At 47.4% G+C, this 16,206-nt stretch carries 16 protein-coding genes and 1 riboswitch; of the genes, 8 read left to right on the plus strand and 8 right to left on the minus strand.

What is annotated here, in order from left to right:
• Positions 1-74: 74 nt before the first annotated feature.
• The 3 genes from T3H97_RS21730 to isdC all read right to left on the minus strand — a co-directional run bounded on the left by T3H97_RS21730 (position 75) and on the right by isdC (position 1,677).
• Positions 75-572 (minus strand): NEAT domain-containing protein, encoded by a 498-nt coding sequence (locus tag T3H97_RS21730; RefSeq protein WP_053326092.1) that lies wholly within the window; start codon positions 570-572, stop codon positions 75-77.
• Positions 573-621: 49 nt separating this feature from the next.
• Positions 622-1,089 carry an NEAT domain-containing protein gene (locus T3H97_RS21735; RefSeq protein ID WP_025718712.1) on the minus strand — a complete coding sequence of 156 codons (468 nt, stop codon included), beginning with the start codon at positions 1,087-1,089 and terminating at the stop codon, positions 622-624.
• A 72-nt stretch (positions 1,090-1,161) separates the two neighbouring features.
• On the minus strand, positions 1,162-1,677 hold the full coding sequence (gene isdC / locus T3H97_RS21740) for a heme uptake protein IsdC (protein ID WP_061831479.1): 516 nt from the start codon (positions 1,675-1,677) through the stop codon (positions 1,162-1,164).
• A 401-nt stretch (positions 1,678-2,078) separates the two neighbouring features.
• On the opposite strand from isdC, the gene T3H97_RS21745 reads away from it, so the two are divergent.
• The 4 genes from T3H97_RS21745 to isdG are packed head-to-tail and all read left to right on the plus strand — an operon-like array spanning position 2,079 to position 5,207.
• Entirely contained in the window at positions 2,079-3,059 is a 981-nt protein-coding gene (locus tag T3H97_RS21745) for an ABC transporter substrate-binding protein (RefSeq protein WP_328800851.1), read from the plus strand.
• A 9-nt stretch (positions 3,060-3,068) separates the two neighbouring features.
• On the plus strand, positions 3,069-4,067 hold the full coding sequence (locus T3H97_RS21750; protein WP_328800852.1) for a FecCD family ABC transporter permease: 999 nt from the start codon (positions 3,069-3,071) through the stop codon (positions 4,065-4,067).
• Positions 4,064-4,855, plus strand: a complete 792-nt coding sequence (locus T3H97_RS21755; protein ID WP_190297962.1) for an ABC transporter ATP-binding protein — start codon at positions 4,064-4,066, stop codon at positions 4,853-4,855. The genes T3H97_RS21750 and T3H97_RS21755 overlap by 4 nt, the downstream gene beginning before the upstream one ends.
• A gap of 1 nt (position 4,856) precedes the next feature.
• The gene (gene isdG, locus T3H97_RS21760; RefSeq protein ID WP_061831483.1) at positions 4,857-5,207 is read left to right on the plus strand and encodes a heme oxygenase; all 351 of its coding nucleotides are present in this window, start codon (positions 4,857-4,859) and stop codon (positions 5,205-5,207) included.
• Positions 5,208-5,302: 95 nt separating this feature from the next.
• Here the strand turns inward: isdG and T3H97_RS21765 are convergent, their stop codons facing one another.
• The 4 genes from T3H97_RS21765 to T3H97_RS21775 form a co-directional block, all read right to left on the minus strand.
• Positions 5,303-6,313 carry an MBL fold metallo-hydrolase gene (locus tag T3H97_RS21765; RefSeq protein ID WP_328800853.1) on the minus strand — a complete coding sequence of 337 codons (1,011 nt, stop codon included), beginning with the start codon at positions 6,311-6,313 and terminating at the stop codon, positions 5,303-5,305.
• Positions 6,314-6,525: 212 nt separating this feature from the next.
• Complete coding sequence (gene cydS, locus T3H97_RS26475) at positions 6,526-6,636, minus strand: cytochrome bd oxidase small subunit CydS family protein (RefSeq protein ID WP_007432143.1); 111 nt, start codon at positions 6,634-6,636, stop codon at positions 6,526-6,528.
• Positions 6,637-6,641: 5 nt separating this feature from the next.
• Positions 6,642-7,673, minus strand: coding sequence for a cytochrome d ubiquinol oxidase subunit II (locus T3H97_RS21770; protein ID WP_328800854.1), 1,032 nt, complete (start codon positions 7,671-7,673; stop codon positions 6,642-6,644).
• The gene (locus tag T3H97_RS21775) at positions 7,670-9,016 is read right to left on the minus strand and encodes a cytochrome ubiquinol oxidase subunit I (protein ID WP_013373071.1); all 1,347 of its coding nucleotides are present in this window, start codon (positions 9,014-9,016) and stop codon (positions 7,670-7,672) included. The genes T3H97_RS21770 and T3H97_RS21775 overlap by 4 nt, the downstream gene beginning before the upstream one ends.
• A 351-nt stretch (positions 9,017-9,367) precedes the next feature.
• Between T3H97_RS21775 and T3H97_RS21780 the strand changes: the two genes are divergently transcribed.
• The 4 genes from T3H97_RS21780 to T3H97_RS21795 all read left to right on the plus strand — a co-directional run bounded on the left by T3H97_RS21780 (position 9,368) and on the right by T3H97_RS21795 (position 14,695).
• The gene (locus tag T3H97_RS21780; protein WP_272639106.1) at positions 9,368-9,922 is read left to right on the plus strand and encodes a MarR family winged helix-turn-helix transcriptional regulator; all 555 of its coding nucleotides are present in this window, start codon (positions 9,368-9,370) and stop codon (positions 9,920-9,922) included.
• 90 nt (positions 9,923-10,012) lie between these two features.
• On the plus strand, positions 10,013-11,245 hold the full coding sequence (locus T3H97_RS21785) for an MFS transporter (protein WP_328800855.1): 1,233 nt from the start codon (positions 10,013-10,015) through the stop codon (positions 11,243-11,245).
• A 391-nt stretch (positions 11,246-11,636) separates the two neighbouring features.
• Positions 11,637-12,770 carry a virulence factor gene (locus T3H97_RS21790; protein ID WP_103050324.1) on the plus strand — a complete coding sequence of 378 codons (1,134 nt, stop codon included), beginning with the start codon at positions 11,637-11,639 and terminating at the stop codon, positions 12,768-12,770.
• Positions 12,771-12,891: 121 nt separating this feature from the next.
• Positions 12,892-13,094, plus strand: a riboswitch (Lysine riboswitch).
• Between the two features lie 134 nt (positions 13,095-13,228).
• Complete coding sequence (locus tag T3H97_RS21795) at positions 13,229-14,695, plus strand: amino acid permease (RefSeq protein ID WP_069290395.1); 1,467 nt, start codon at positions 13,229-13,231, stop codon at positions 14,693-14,695.
• 118 nt (positions 14,696-14,813) lie between these two features.
• Here T3H97_RS21795 and T3H97_RS21800 read toward each other — a convergent pair whose 3' ends face one another.
• Positions 14,814-16,190, minus strand: a complete 1,377-nt coding sequence (locus T3H97_RS21800; RefSeq protein WP_328800856.1) for an MFS transporter — start codon at positions 16,188-16,190, stop codon at positions 14,814-14,816.
• Positions 16,191-16,206: the final 16 nt, after the last annotated feature.

The following is a 16,206-nucleotide window of genomic DNA, read 5'->3' on the forward strand; positions in this document are numbered from 1 at the left end:
TATACTCATTTGGTGCTTTGAAACTAAGCTCCAAATGAGTATTCAATTCAAAATTATATTTTCAAAAAGAAGTCTTAGATATCGCTGTCGTCGAATTGGAATTGAACAACATAGTCGTGATCGTACGGAATACCACCAGTGTATTCTGCAGGCACACTTACATGCAGTTTAACGTTCAATTTTTGAGACGGGCTAGTTACAGGGAATTCGACTATTCTTGTATCCCCTGATGTGCTTACTACAGTCGCATTCACATACTGACCGCTTTGTTGAGTTTTGAATTCAGTAACCCAAGCACTTTTGGTAATAGCTACTCTCACTTTATATTGACCATTCGTAACAATCAGTGTGGCTGGTTTTTTCACATAACCATTTGTATCCATGTAAGATGGCTGAGTGGTTCCATCTTTATAAACGGTATAAGGCAATTGATACGTTCCATTAGGCAAAGCCGCGTTCGCTTTATTGGCAGAAAATGGAGCTAGTACCACAAAAACAAGCGCTGCCATCAGTACAGTAAGCATTACTTTTTTCAAAGACAATTTTTCCATACGATTCATAATCATGTTCATGTTCATGTTCATGTTCATGTTCTTAATCTCCTTTTAGTTTTATTTTGGATTAGATTTCGTCGAATTGCAGTTGTACATCGTACTTGCCTGTGTAGCCGATTACTGGAATTGTGATTTCAGCGTAAGCATTCACTTTTGCATTCAGATCAGCAACTTCGAATTCCACTACACGAGTGTTGTTCGCAGTATCTGTGCTTACCACAGTCGCATCTTGCAGTACGCCATTTTGCTCTACTTTGAACGTTGTAATCAGATTGCTGCTTTTCACAGTCAGACGAACGACATTTTTGCCATTAGCTACCGTAACCTGAGCAGGCTTCGTCAGGTAGCTATCCAATCGAGAAGTTTCATTGGTTTGATCCTTCAGAACGGTATAGTCTACGTTATACGTGCCGTCGGCTGCTGCCGCTTTAGCTGAGAATGGAGCAACGAGTGCAAAAACAAGCGCTGTCATGATCAATGCTACAAATACCTTCTTAAAAGAAAATTGCTCAAAGCGATTCATTACCATATTCATATCTACACACACTCCTCAATTTTTTATGCTTCAATTTGTGTTGATTTTATGAACGATAAAGATGGCTTGAATTTACTTCTTGGAAGATTTAGTTGATTTCGCTGACTGGACGGCTGCTATTTTTTTGAGGCTTTTGGAATCAAAAGCGAAGCGGATCGTATAATCATGATCGTAGTTATACGCAGGGACAGTAACATGAATTTTAGAGATTAGCGGGCTGTTCACACTCGTAATTGGAAATTGTACGGTGCGGGTATCGGTTTTGGCATCCTTATGGATGACCTTGGTATCGATGATTTTGCCTTTGTAATCTACTTTAAACCCGGTTGTCCATTCGCTATGATTCAGCTTAATTTGCATGGTCATTTGACCTTTTTTTACATACAACTTAGCTGGTTTTTCAAAATAATCATTAGCCATGGACACCGAATCATTTTCTGCCTTGAGGATATTGTATTTGAGCGTGTATGTACCATCCGCCAATTTTGGAGAAGCCGCAGCGGCTACTACAGATGACGAGGTTGGCCAAAAGCTCAGCACACTCACCAGCAGAAACACAGCAATAATTGCAGAATACCCCTTCTTCATTTTGACAGCAGTCCCTCCCCACGAGAATATAAGTAATTGATTATCATTCTCAATTGATAATTTAAAAAAAATAGCTCTTTTTGAGCCGTATCTTCCCACCTTTCTATTCCAGAATTTCGCAAAATAAAGTAAACCCATCACCAATATATCTTACACTTTTCGAAAATGTCAATATGTATTTGCATGTACATAATCCCTTGATATATGCTATTTTTTAAGAAAAATTTGTAGTTCCTTCTTCTATAATTCGAATATAGCCCTTTTATTTTTAGTTCAAAATTTATTTAAAAATTTTCTTTTTTTCAATTGACATTCCTCAGTGATATTCATTATCATTCTCTTATACATAAATGAAAATGATTATCATTATTGTTTAACTTGAAAATTGCAGGAGGAATAACATGAAATCTTATGTGTTGTGGTCGTCCGCAGCGCTTCTATTGGCAGTTACCGGATGTAGTAATGGTGCCTCGACCGCAGATCACAAACCAACCAGTGCATCCGTATCTGCCACTTCTGGCACAACAAGCGGTGCGGCGATTCAAGTTACTGATTTCTCAAAACGGACGTTGGCGTTTCAAAAGGTTCCTCAACATATCATTGCGCTCAGCAATGGCGATCTGGATATTATATACGCATTGGGCGGAACTGCCGTAGGCAGGCCCAACTCCAATGGACCAGCCGTCGTAGCTGGTGCTGAGAACGTTCAGCAAGTAGGCTCCACACATGAAGTTGATCTGGAGAAAATTACGATGCTCAAACCGGATGTCGTGCTAGGCAATTATCCTATGAATGAAAAAGACATTCCAGCCATTGAAGGAGTCGGTTCACAGCTGCTGCTGACGGGAGCCAATTCAGTTCACGATATTCAGTCGCAAATTACGCTGTTCGGACAATTACTGCAAAAGCAGGCTCAGGCAGTGAAGCTGAATCAGCAAATTGACCAACAAGTAGCTAAGCTGCAAAAGGAAACCGCTTCTGCCTCCAAACCGAAGGTGTTGCTGGTCTACGGAGCCCCGGCTACGTATATGGCGGCACTGCCAAATTCACTAAGTGGAAACATTCTGGAAGCTGCGGGTGGCTCTAACATCGCCTCTGATTTTCCGGGCCTGCAAAATTTCCCGCAATATGCGCAGCTGAACACAGAACGCATCGTACAGGCTGACCCTGACTACATCTTCATCATGACCCATGGCAATACGGAAGATGTTAAAGCCGCATTTATAAAAGAAATGCAGGAAAATGCAGCTTGGAACGGAATCCGAGCAGTCAAAAACAATCAGGTCGAGGTTTTACCTTCAGATCTGTTCGGTACGAATCCGGGCACACGTGTCACTAAAGCGCTGGATTTGATGCATCAAAAGCTGTATCCGGCGAAATAGGCGATGGAGATGAACAAACTACAGCGCGCCAGAAGACGCACCATCGCCTGGATTACCCTTCCGATTCTAATGCTGGCCGTCTCTGTGTACGGTCTGGCCTACGGTTCGGTGTCGATTCCACTTCAAGAAATCTATCATGTTTTGCTACATCATGATGAATCTACATATCGCACGATCCTGATGGATCTCCGGCTACCTAGAGTATTAGTAGGTTTACTGGTGGGAGCTTGTCTTGCAGCTTCCGGAGCACTTCTTCAAGGTGTGATGAAAAATCCATTGGCTGACCCTGGCATTATTGGTGTATCGGCTGGAGGTGGACTTGCCGCCGTCATTACGATGGTGATGCTTCCACAGCTCAGCTACCTTCTTCCGATAACCGCCTTTTTGGGAGCCTTTCTGAGCGCAATCGTCATTTATCTGCTGGCTTGGGACCGAGGGGCATCGCCTGTCAAAATTGTGCTCGCTGGCGTTGCGATCAACGCGCTGCTGGGCGCACTCACTAACGGCGTAATGGTCATGTACAGCGACCGCGTACAGGCCGTTCTTCCTTGGCTATCCGGCGGATTAAACGGAAGAAGCTGGCATCATCTAGAGTTTATGGCGCCTTACGCCATCATTGGATTAATCGCCTCTTTCTTTGCAATTAAACCTGCTAATTTACTGCTGCTGGGCGACGATTCAGCACAGCTGCTTGGTCAGCGAGTAGAGCTTCAACGTATGCTCATTATCCTGCTGTCTGCCCTGCTCGCCGGTACAGCGGTCAGTGTAGCCGGGCTAATCGGCTTTGTAGGGCTGGTTGTTCCCCACGTCATACGGCTGCTGATCGGTGAAGATTATCGTTTCCTCCTTCCCCTTTCCATTGTGGGCGGCGGAACGCTGGTTGTTCTCGCAGATACGGTGGCGCGATCCTGGTTTGACCCGATTGAACTGCCTGTAGGTATTTTGCTGGCCGTCATCGGGGCACCGTTCTTCTTAATCCTGCTCAAGAAACGGGGGAATTTCGGATGACAGCCATTCAGGGTGAGCATATCTCCTTACAACGTGGGTATTTCCAGCTGGACGATGTGAATATCACTTTGCCCGCTGGTCAGCTCACCGCGATCGTCGGACCAAACGGTTCAGGCAAGTCCACGCTTTTGCGGATTATGACCCGGTTGCTCAAGCAGGATCAGGGTCAGGTTTCCGTGCTGGGCAAACCCGTTCAGGAGTACAAGCGGCGTGATTTTGCCCAGACGATTACAATGCTGCCGCAAATGAAGGATATGCTGCCGTTATTGACGGTCCGCGAGGTGGTCGCTTACGGAAGATCTCCTCATGCCAAGAGCTTGAGAGTACGCCATACCGGACAGGACCAGCAAATCGTAGACCATGTCATGAAAATCACGGGCATCCAGCCCTATGCAGATCGGATGTTCCATACTCTATCGGGAGGTGAACAACAAAAAGCGCGAATTGCAATGGCCTTGGCCCAACAGACAGGTATTCTTTTGCTCGATGAACCGACCACTTTTCTGGATATCGCCCACCAATTTGAAGTTATGGATATGCTGCGGCGTATCAATCACGAGTCCGGCTTGACGATTGTTATGGTACTGCATGATTTGCAGCAAGCTGCGGCCTATTGTCATCATATGATTGCGCTTAAAAAGGGACGAATCGCCGTTGCCGGCGAACCCCGTGAGATTTTGACGTCTGCTTTTCTTCGCGACATTTATGAAATGAACGCTACCATCAAATTTGAGGATGGCTATCCGGTTATTATACCGACCATACCACATCATTCAGGAGGAATTTAATATGGTTATCGTTACAAATACATCTAAAATCACACCGGGCAATGCACATTTACTCATCGAAAGATTTAACAAAGAAGGAAAAGTTGAAAAAATGGAAGGCTTTCTCGGTCTGGAAGTACTGCTGACTGAAAACACGAAGGATTATGAGGAAGTAACAATCAGTACACGCTGGAAAGAAAAAGAGAACTTCCAAGGCTGGACGAAAAGCGAAGCATTCCGCGAATCCCATAGCCATCGTCAAATTCCGGACTATATTATTGAAAATAAAATCACGTTCTATGAAGTTAAAATCGTTCGTCATCCCATCGCCAACAGCGATTCCTCTTTGGCAAGTGATTCCGAAGCAGTTTAATCCTGCATCACAGCCCAAAAACAAAAAAAGCGACTCCGCAGACAACATCAATTGTCCGCAGAGTCGCTTTTTCTATAAGGATTATGTCGAATTCCTCAAATTGTAGTTGAGCAGCGACGTCCAATTTTCAGCGTCTCTCCGTGCCCAAGAACATGAATGCGTTCCTTCGCAATACCCATACGCTCACGCTCCGCTTCGAGACGATCCAGCGCCTCTCTTGGCGTATCATCCGCCAGCTTGAAGGCTCCGTAGTGCATCGGAATCATCTGATCTGCGCCGCAATCTACAAACCCTTGCAATGCCTCCTCCGGTGTCACGTGCTGCGAGGTCATGAACCATTCCGGTTCATACGCGCCAATCGGCATAAAGGTCAGATCAATGGCAAATCGCTCGCCAATCTCCTTAAACCCACGAAAATATCCGGTGTCTCCCACAAAATACAACGTTGGTGCATCCTCTGAGTCTGCACTAGAATGAGGATTGGATTCCGTGACGGACGTGGCAGAGCCAATCACCTGCTGTTCACTTTGCAGAACGTATCCACCCCAATGCGAAGTATTGGTATCAAACGGCGTGCGTCGTGTCCAATGCTGGGCTGGAACAAATGTGAAGCGTACCCCTCCTACCGTAAAATGCTCCCACCATTGCAGCTCATGACAGTTTCGAAAACCTTTGCGGATCATTTTCGCCTTTAACCCCGAAGGTACGAGCATCAGCGTATCTGCACGATATAATTTCCGCAACGATTCTAAATGTAAATGATCATAATGTGAATGAGACAGCAGAATGATGTCCAGTGGTGGTACATCCTGAATACGAATGCCAGGCGGAGCCAACCTTTTATCAAAAGCCATACGCTCTGCCCATACTGGATCGGTGACGATATTCAGCCCAAGATACTGGATAAAAAAGGTGGAGTGTCCCACCCAGGTGGCTGTCGCCATCTCCCGATTGCTATGCAGAAATTCCAGTTCCGGGGGATGGTTTGGCACAACGAACGTATAATCCTTTATTTTGCTGCGTCGCTCTTGCCGCCATTGTCTGAATTGCTTGATTGTTTTATCGGTATTTATATGATCCATATTGTTAAAACGCACTTTGGGCATGATGTAACTCCCTCCCTGATGAACCCGTTCTCCAAAAAACGCAGCGGTTCAATTTAACTATATATTGTCACTCGAGTGTGAACATAAAATGATGCAACATCCTGATATATGTAAAGTATAATTCAATCACGGCTGTAAAGGAAATTCTGCGATAATACAGCAAAAACAGACCCTCCCGGATCAATCAGGAAGGCCTGTTCCACATGTTGCTGTCAGTCCTGTGGATTTTTAAAGCGTGCCGAATAAATAAACAGAAACACAATCGCCACCACTATAATAATAGGCGACTCATACATAATCGTAAAATGCTCGAAAGCAGCCATTGAACTCATCCTTTCTTCCCTGCTTCTCCTCGCACATATTTTGCATCGAATAGGAACAGTCTTAATATCAGAATCAGCGAAGGGATCAGCACCAGCAGACCCGCAACAAACGCCGTAATCAACGCATACGCCATCGTAGAATTTGTAAAGCTGTCGTAGACATTAATGTAGGGATACAGAACATACGGGAGATGCGAGCGGCCGTAGCCATACCAGGCAAATGCAAATTGCAGCATCACCAATATGAATGAAACCCCTAGATGCCGCCGCTGCCATACCAGATAAACTGCTCCCGCAAAGCATATGAAGGATGCGACAAACATCCAGGCTATGTTCAGCATATTGGTAAAATGATCTGGATTTTGTTTGTTAATCTGAAAAAATGCGAGTAGACTCGCAACAATCGTTGGACCGCTCCAAAGCAGTGCATATCCTCGTACGATTTCAAAAGCGACCTTGTCTCCTGCCCTTTTGGCATAATAGGCCAAAAACATCGCCGAGATATACAGTACGCTTACCAACGCCAGAAAAATAACCGCCCACGTATAGGGATTACTTAATAGCTGTCCCCATTGCAGGTGCACACCTGTACTGTTCTCCACAATAATGCCGCCTTCCGATATAGCGAGGACCGTCGACAGTGCCGCCGGAATCAGCAACCCTGTCGCACCGTATAACGCCATATAAACGATATTATTTTTACCGGAATGCCCATACGTATTGTATGCATAATACACTCCTCGGATGGCAAGAAGCACAATCGCAATACTGCCGGGAACGAGTAACGCCGTACCATAGTAATATGCCGCATCCGGGAAGAACCCGTTTAATCCCACCACAAAAAAGATGAGAAATACGTTTGTTACCTCCCACACCGGGGATAGATACCGTTGAATAATATTGTGGATTTTGTTCTGGTGGCCTGTTAACACACTGTAAAAGCTGAAAAAACCTGCACCAAAATCAATGGATGCCACAAGCAAATATCCGAACAGGAATGTCCACAAAATGGCGATACCTACAATTTCATAGCTCACTTGCCTTCAGCCCCTTCCAGGCCCAGCTGCCTTATCTCTTCCACCGCATCCTTATTGCGGAATAGCTTGCTGAGTACCTTAATGGCCGAGAAACACAACACCAGATACAAAATAACAAACAACACCAGCATCCACCCGACACTCGTAGAAGTGGTTGCTGCTTCGGAGACCTTCATATATCCGCGTAAAATCCACGGCTGTCTACCGACCTCCGCAAACATCCATCCGAGCTCAATAGCTACCATCGCCATCGGCCCCACCAGAATGAGCGCCAACAGCAGCCATCTGGGGTATGGTTTGCGACCTGGCAAACGCTTGCGGATCAGATATAACAGTGGAATGACGAGAATCAGCACTCCTGTGGTGATTTTGAGGTCAAACATATAATGAATAGACAGCGGCGGACGCTCCTCCACCGGATAGTCATTTAATCCCTTAACCTCCGTACTGGGCAAATTACCAGCCAACACACTAAGTGCATAAGGCACTTTCAAGGCATATTTGATTTCACCGTTTTCATCCATAAAGCCACCATATACAAAGGGGGCGTGCGTCATCGTATCAAAATGCCATTCGGCGGCAGCCAGCTTCTCCGGCTGATATTTGGCCAGAAATTTACCGGATGCGTCTCCAATCATCACGGTACTGATGGCAAACACAATGGTACAGGTGGCAGTCAGCTTCAGCGCCTTTTTGAAATAAGGGTGATTACGCCCTCGCAGCATGCTGTAAGCAGCCAGCCCCATCAGCACACCAGCGCTCAATGTATACGAGGAAGCCAATACATGGGACACTTTGGTCGGCGTAGCCGGATTTAGCATAGCCTCGATGGGATGAATATTTGTCATGACTCCATTTTTGAGTGTAAAGCCTTGAGGTTGGTTCATGAACGAGTTCACAGTCGTAATAAAAACTGCTGATGCAGATGAGGCAATCGCTACCGGGATGAGCAGCATCAGGTGAAAATATTTGCTTTTAAACCGATCCCAGGTATACAAGTAGATGCCCAGGAATATAGCTTCGATGAAAAAAGCAAACGTCTCCAAAAACAGGGGTAGCGCAATCGCTTGTCCAGCCACCCTCATAAAGGTGGGCCAAAGCAAGCTGAGCTGCAGACCAATGGAGGTGCCTGTAACGACACCCACGGCAACGGTAATGACAAACCCTCGCGCCCACCGTCGGGCCAGCAGTGTATAATGCGGATCACCAGTTCGCAGCCCGCGCCATTCTGCTAGTGCAATCATTAAGGGTACGCCGACGCCGATAGATGCAAATACGATATGAACAAACAGGGTAATTCCGGTCAGCATCCGGCTTAGTAATACAGGGTCCAGTGAAGACAAATGGGTTTCACTCCTTCATTTCACATTTTAAACATCGCGGATCACTCTGGATTACCAACTAAGGAGTCAAGCGAGCTATGCTTTTAATTACGGCATAAAGCATAATGGCCGCAATTACTATACATACAATAATGAGCGTTCTTTCCTGCTTGCGGAACATAGGAACGCCTCCTTCACTTATCTATTGGCGCATTTTGGTAACCTATTCACAGTTTGGTTCATTCTGTCGAGTTTTAACCCTGCTTCTGCATTGAATGTAGCAGTATTTCTTTTTAGATATTGTTTTATGCATTTCAATACGCTATATTGATATATAGTTAGATAACCTAATTATATGAAAAGAGTGACTGTATGCCACCAAAACAAAGTAAGCGGGACACCGCCCAGCAGTCTCTTCCTCGTCTGGGGCCAGAACCTTATCTGGAGTTAATGGATCAAACTGCCCTTGCAGGAACGGATCGACAACTTGCCCGTATTGGTCTCTTCCTGCTATGGACAGGTGATAATGTGCTCGACGCGGTAGATTTGGATCTAGCCGCTTACGGACTGACAGAGAGTAAGCTAGATTTATTGTTGCTATTGACATTGCACCAATCCCAGGCTCAGATGAGCCCCTCTATGATTGCCGACCGCCTAGGCATCCGACGTGCATCTGTAACATCCCTCCTGGATTGGACAGAGCAACGAGGATGGATTATCAGAGAACATAATTCTACAGATCGACGCAAAATTCATGTACGCATTACAGAAGCGGGTTCTCATCTTGTGCAGCAGGTGCTCCCTGTTTTTTGGTCTTCCTGTGCTTCCCTAGCGAGTATTTTGGAGCCTGAGGAGCAGGTCGTTTTTTCGCAGATTATAGAGAAAATCCATCATCATATGGAAGGCAGACTGGGGGTGGGTAGATAAATTTTTTTAAACATATAATTAGGTTATCTAATATATTCAATTGTTTGTATTAACAAGTTGCTTACTTTATGATTAAGGAGTGTTTAATTGATGAGTAAATTACGAACCCGTCATACCGTTATACAGAAAGGAAATGTTGCTCTCCCCTATGCATGGATGACTGTAATCCTATGTTGGTCAGCGGTTGTCGTCATGTCCAGCCTGTATGTGACGATCCCTTTGCTCCCTTTCTTTGCTAAAGTATTTGGAAAAACGCTTGCTGAAGCAGCCCTGCCGGGCAGTATCTTTTCCTTAGGCTTTGCGGCAGGATGTCTTGTTTATGGTGGATTGTCTGACCGCTTTGGACGAAAGCAAGTTATCGTCACCGGACTGCTCGCACTAACGATTATTTCTTTGTCCATCAGTTTAACCAGTCAGTATTCTGTATTGGTTATACTGCGCTTGCTTCAAGGTTTGGCTGCAGCCACCTTTTCCCCCGTTGCTCTCGCATACGCCGTCGATATGTTTCCGGCCGAAAAACGGGTAACAGCTATCGGCTTTATCAGCACCGGTTTTCTAGTAGCGGGTATTGCTGGACAGGTATTTAGTATTGTCATCAGCGAACAAATGGGATGGAATACGGTATTTCGGATGCTAGGCGTTTTGTATGCAATTACCTTCCTAATCGTCCTTTTTTTCCTACCTAAAACCCCTTCCCCTCAACGAGGTGTTCGCATTTGGGCAGCTTTCAGTCAATTAGGAACCGTCCTGCGCTCGTATCCTTTATGGTTAGCCTACACGGTCGCTTTTGTTCTCCTGATGTCCTTTGTGAGCATGTATACGGTTTTGGGTAGCTATCTTAGCGGCCCTGAATTTGGCCTGAATAGCCGACAGATGCTTTATGTCAGATCCGCTGGTATCATCGGCATGCTCCTTTCACCATTCGCCGGAAAGCTGGGCCAGAAATTCGGTGTGCATATTATATTACGTACAGCCCTTATTCTTGCTATCCTCAGCTTGGCACTAATGGGAATGACGCATTCTCTGATAGCTATCGTAGTATTGAGTGTATGTTTTGTCAGCGGCATTGCCCTGAGTGTCCCTTCACTTATAGCAATCGTCGGCCAGCTCGGGGGTGCAGCAAGGGCTATAGCCGTCTCACTGTATACCTTCGTCCTGTTTGCCGGTACGAGTCTAGCCCCTACGCTTTCCATTCGTTTGATGGGAAATGGCAGTAATCAGACAACTACATTTATGATGCTGGCAACTGTTCTGTCTGTAGGCTTTATCGCCTCTCTCCTGATCCGTCAGAAGCAGAATGATTCGTTGAAGCGGAATGCATAGTACAGCATCAAACTATAAACCGAACTTAAAGGCTACCTATAGTGCCACTGCGCAGCCGGATGGTACTTCCCATCGCCACCGCCCCCGGATTTCTAGAATAAAGCCTATGATTAGGGTGAAAATCCGGGGACAAAAGCGACCGCTACGCTTGTACAGCACCATTCCGCCTACTCCGTTTTCATGTTAATTTTCCGAGTTCGGCTTATATAGCATCCTGTTTTTATTAAAAAAAACTCCATATTCATCAGACATGTTTACCCGAATTAGTGTGAGATATGTCATTGCGTTTTCCTCGGAAACGCCAACTTCTCTTTGGAGAGATTCGCAGAATGAGTTACAATACAGATAAGATATATATGGAGAACTTTTGAACAGGAGGCTGTACTGAGCTATGAAAATAACATCTATCGAGCCAACTCCCAGTCCGAACACCATGATGCTGCATCTGGATGAGCGACTGGAAGCGGGTATCCGCAGAACATATACACGGGACAATGAGCGTTCCGCTCCCCCATTTATCCGGCGCATGCTAGGCATTGAAGGGGTCAAAAGTGTGTTTCACACGACCGACTTCGTAGCCCTTGACCGCAAAGGGAATGCAGATTGGTCCACCATTCTGGGTCAAGTCCGGGATCGGCTAGGCGAGGAAGGCGCTGACGCCAATTGGGATTTGCCAGAGGAAACCTCTGGAGAAGCATTTGGCGAAGCACAGGTCTTTGTGCAATTTTTTCGCGGCATTCCTATGCAAATCCGAGTCAAGGCGGGGCAGCAGGAGGAACGAATTTCCTTGTCCGACCGCTTTGTGCAGGCCGTTACCCGTGTAGCGAGTGCAACGCTGATCAAGGAACGCAAGCTGAGTGATTACGGCGTCCGCTACGGTGAACTGCCGGACATTGCACGCGAGGTCGAGCAGGAATTGGAGGCAGCCTTTCCACAGGATCGGCTGGAGCAGATTATCCAACAGGCGATTGCCCACGGCGCAAACAACAGCGAATTCGTAGAGGAACGCCGCGAATGGAGCGATGCCGAGCTGGAGAAGGCCCTGCAGCACGAGGATTGGCGCACACGCTACGCTGCGCTGGATCGGCTGGAGCCGACGCCTGAGCATTTGCCGCTTATCCGGCAAGCGCTGCATGACGACAAAATGCAGCTGCGGCGGCTGGGCGTCGTCTATCTGGGCGATATTCGCTCACCGGAGGCGATGGATCTGCTAGCCGAGGCGCTGCGCGATCCTTCGGCGGCAGTACGCCGCACCGCAGGCGACACGTTGTCGGACATCGGCGACCCGGTCGCTACCAGCGCAATGATCGGAGCCCTGTCGGATAGCAGCAAGTTGGTGCGCTGGCGGGCGGCACGTTTTTTATACGAGGTTGGAACCGAGGATGCACGTGATGCGCTGGAGAAGGCTGTCGATGATCCCGAATTCGAGGTTAGTCTGCAGGCTAAAATGGCGCTGGAACGCATCGAATCAGGCGAACAAGCCGCGGGCACAGTTTGGCAGCAGATGGCCAAGCGGAACTCTTAATTTAAGATTCTACGAGTGATTTTCAAAAAATTGTCGATTGTCAGAAGATGTACAGGTACGATATACTGTAGTTCGCTATACAATAAAATATCATGTCATACACCTCATCAACCCTGTTTTATGATGAGGTAGAGGTCGCGGATGTAATCAGTACACCGGAGGAGACGATAAGAGCCGTCTGAGATTCCAGTGGAAAGGTACACCCGCCGAAGTATGCGGAGCTGACTCTTTGTAAATACTCCGAATGCTGGGGCTGCTAACCGAAAGGAGCAGAACTGTCACACGCTGTCCTAACACAGACACGTGTGTTGAGCTATCTTGTTATAGAAGAAGGTATGGTGCGGAATGCATAGACAAAACCGCAGGCGTATTCCCTGCGGTTTTTTGATTTATATACTCCCCCTCCTTCTGGCTCTTGCCCTGACATGAAATACAATTTCATGAAGGAGTGTTTGAACGTGCAACACAAAGCAACACCTGACGCAACCTTGCGTAAAAGTCTCAAAGCCCGCCATATGACGATGATCGCCCTCGGCGGCTCTATCGGTACGGGCCTGTTCCTCGCCAGTGGAGGCGCGGTTGCCGAAGCTGGACCCGGCGGTGCGCTGCTGGCTTATGCAGCAGTTGGCCTCATGGTCTACTTCCTTATGACCAGCCTTGGTGAGTTGGCTACATTTATGCCTGAATCCGGCTCTTTTAACACCTATGCAGGCCGCTTCGTCGATCCGGCTTTCGGTTTCGCCATGGGCTGGAACTTCTGGTACAACTGGGCGGTGACGATTGCTGCCGAATTGGCAGCAGCGACCGTGCTCATCAAATATTGGTTCCCGGAAAGCCACTCTGCCTGGTGGAGTCTGTTATTCCTAGCCGTAATCTTCGCGCTCAACGCGTTGACCGTCAAAGGCTACGGTGAGTCTGAATACTGGTTCGCCATGATTAAAATTGTGACCGTGGTCATCTTTTTGACCGTAGGTGTGCTGATGATCTTCGGCATTATGGGTGGTCCTGCGGTTGGCTTTGCCAACTTCACAGTAGGAGACGCCCCGTTCCATGGCGGATTCTTTGCTGTATTAGGCGTATTCATGGCAGCGGGCTTTTCCTTTCAGGGAACGGAGCTGATTGGGGTAGCCGCTGGAGAGAGCGAAAATCCGCGTGAAAATGTGCCACGCGCCATCCGTCAAATCTTTTGGCGCATCCTGTTCTTTTATATTCTGGCGATTCTCGTGATTGGATTGATCATTCCGTACACCAATCCAAATTTGCTGCGGGGAGATATCAGTGACATCGGGGTCAGCCCGTTCACGCTCGTATTTGAAAAAGCAGGGCTTGCGATTGCTGCTTCTGTTATGAACGCTGTTATTTTGACCTCTGTATTGTCGGCAGGTAACTCGGGTATGTACGCGGCAACTCGGGTGCTGTACGCTTTGGCACGGGAAGGTAAAGCCCCACGCTTCCTCGGACGTATCAATAGACGTGGCATTCCTATGAACGCGCTGCTGATCACGACTGCTGTCGGTATGCTAGCCTTTCTCGCCTCTCTGTATGGAGACGGTGTAGTCTATAACTGGCTGCTGAATGCTTCTGGAATGTGCGGATTTATTACGTGGGTCGGGATTGCAGTCAGCCATTATCGTTTCCGCCGTGCCTTTACTGCACAGGGCCACAGTCTAAGTGAGCTTCCATACAAAGCACGCTGGTTCCCGTTTGGGCCGTTGTTCGCCTTCGCTCTGTGTATCATTGTCATTATCGGGCAAGGGGCGGATGCCTTCACCGGACAGGAGATTGACTGGAAAACGATGATCGCTACGTATATGAGTGTGCCGCTGTTCCTTCTGCTGTGGCTCGGCTACAAATGGATCAAACGTACTAAAATCGTTCCGTTAAAAGAATGTGATTTGAGTCCAGATGCTTCTTCGGATAAATAATAGAAAACAGTAAAAAAAGCCCGTCTCCACATCTCAGGGAAAAAACGCTGGTAAACCTGGTCCAAGACCGTTTATCCGCATTTTCACCTGTATATGCCCGGAGACGGGCTTTTTCTGTTTATTTGGAGGAAGGTTCCAATGAAGCTGACAAAGACATGGATAAGGCACGACGACTAAAAATACCGTATATAACAGCAATCAGCGTCAGCACTGCAGAAAATAAGTACAAATTAACGATGCCCAGATGATCTGCAATCCAGCCCATTAACAGAAGCGAAATACAAAAGGTCAAACTAGTCAGTGTGGCCTGGGCAGACAGCACCTTGGGCAAATCATGTACAGACACACTCATTTGCATCATCGTGCGGCGGGATACGACGGACATTTCCGCAGGTAGTCCCATCAACAACACGATGAGCAGCGTCAGCGGCGGTAATGTGTTCAGTGCATACCATGCTGTCAGCAGCCCGTAGCCTGCCATCCCCGCCAACATGGCGGGCAGCAGTCTGCGCTGCAAATGCTTGACGCAGGCGAGGACAACGATGCCACCGCCAATCGCTCCTGCAAAATACGCTGCATTGATGTATCCCCACCATGCCTCGCTCTTGTGCAAAACCTGCTGAGCGAAAGCAAGCGTGAACGCGCCTACCCAAACCGAACCCCCTAGAAGATCAATCATATCCATAAAAATAAGAGCTTTCAGTCTGCGACTGGCTCCGATGAGGCTCCAGCCTTCACGCAGTATCTCCTTTTTACGTTTGGGAGGTAATTCGGGGCTCTCTGACTCATGGCCAAGCAGCGTATCTTCCAAATGCATAGGAGGCATGTCATGATGCCCTTGCCCGGGCTCAGTACCAGCTTCGAAAACCGAAACATCTCCACCTCGCACCCTTGTTCCAGGTTGCAGTAAATAATGGACTTTGCCCTCTAGTGGATCTCGAATCAAGCTGGTGAAGATCATTGCTACCATATACAATCCGCCAGCCACCAGCAGTGTTTTTTCCGAGCCTAGCATGGCTACGAGCACACCACTAAGCCCCCACCCCGCTAATTGCACCGTCTGATCGCTGACCGATACCAGACTGTTTGCCCGCATGAGTCCTTCCTCGGACGCAAGGCGGGGAATCAGCGCATTACGTGCAGGCGTGGTCCAGCCGTCCAGAAAGGACATGGCTGCCACCAACGTAAACACAATCACCCATATCGGCTCCGTGCCCGCTGACCACAAGTGGCCCAGCAGAATAGCGAAGAAAACCAGTTGTCCGAACTGAGAAACGAATAAAATAAAAGGAAGCTGGAATCGGGCCAAAATGAGCGGTGCTAAAAAGCCGCTGATCATCTGTGCTCCCATTCGCAGCAACGGAACGAGCACCGAAGAGAAGATGGAGTCCGTTTCATGAAAAACCAGAGACACAAGTGCCATAATGTAAAGAATGTCGGCCGCATTAGACATGGTCTGCGTGCCAAGCAAATAGGTAAAGGAACGCTTGTGCATATAAATAAAATACTCC

This window comes from Paenibacillus sp. LX16, from assembly GCF_036252815.1.
In the GTDB taxonomy this organism is placed as follows: Bacteria; Bacillota; Bacilli; order Paenibacillales; family Paenibacillaceae; genus Paenibacillus; species Paenibacillus polymyxa_B.

Bases quoted from the DNA above. Each gene is read 5' to 3' on its own strand.
- T3H97_RS21730 (WP_053326092.1), bottom strand. From the start codon at position 572: ATGAACATGATTATGAATCGTATGGAAAAATTGTCTTTGAAAAAAGTA.
- T3H97_RS21735 (WP_025718712.1), bottom strand. From the start codon at position 1,089: ATGAATATGGTAATGAATCGCTTTGAGCAATTTTCTTTTAAGAAGGTA.
- isdC (WP_061831479.1), bottom strand. From the start codon at position 1,677: ATGAAGAAGGGGTATTCTGCAATTATTGCTGTGTTTCTGCTGGTGAGT.
- T3H97_RS21745 (WP_328800851.1), top strand. From the start codon at position 2,079: ATGAAATCTTATGTGTTGTGGTCGTCCGCAGCGCTTCTATTGGCAGTT.
- T3H97_RS21750 (WP_328800852.1), top strand. From the start codon at position 3,069: ATGAACAAACTACAGCGCGCCAGAAGACGCACCATCGCCTGGATTACC.
- T3H97_RS21755 (WP_190297962.1), top strand. From the start codon at position 4,064: ATGACAGCCATTCAGGGTGAGCATATCTCCTTACAACGTGGGTATTTC.
- isdG (WP_061831483.1), top strand. From the start codon at position 4,857: ATGGTTATCGTTACAAATACATCTAAAATCACACCGGGCAATGCACAT.
- T3H97_RS21765 (WP_328800853.1), bottom strand. From the start codon at position 6,313: ATGCCCAAAGTGCGTTTTAACAATATGGATCATATAAATACCGATAAA.
- cydS (WP_007432143.1), bottom strand. From the start codon at position 6,636: ATGGCTGCTTTCGAGCATTTTACGATTATGTATGAGTCGCCTATTATT.
- T3H97_RS21780 (WP_272639106.1), top strand. From the start codon at position 9,368: ATGCCACCAAAACAAAGTAAGCGGGACACCGCCCAGCAGTCTCTTCCT.
- T3H97_RS21785 (WP_328800855.1), top strand. From the start codon at position 10,013: ATGAGTAAATTACGAACCCGTCATACCGTTATACAGAAAGGAAATGTT.
- T3H97_RS21790 (WP_103050324.1), top strand. From the start codon at position 11,637: ATGAAAATAACATCTATCGAGCCAACTCCCAGTCCGAACACCATGATG.
- T3H97_RS21800 (WP_328800856.1), bottom strand. From the start codon at position 16,190: ATGCACAAGCGTTCCTTTACCTATTTGCTTGGCACGCAGACCATGTCT.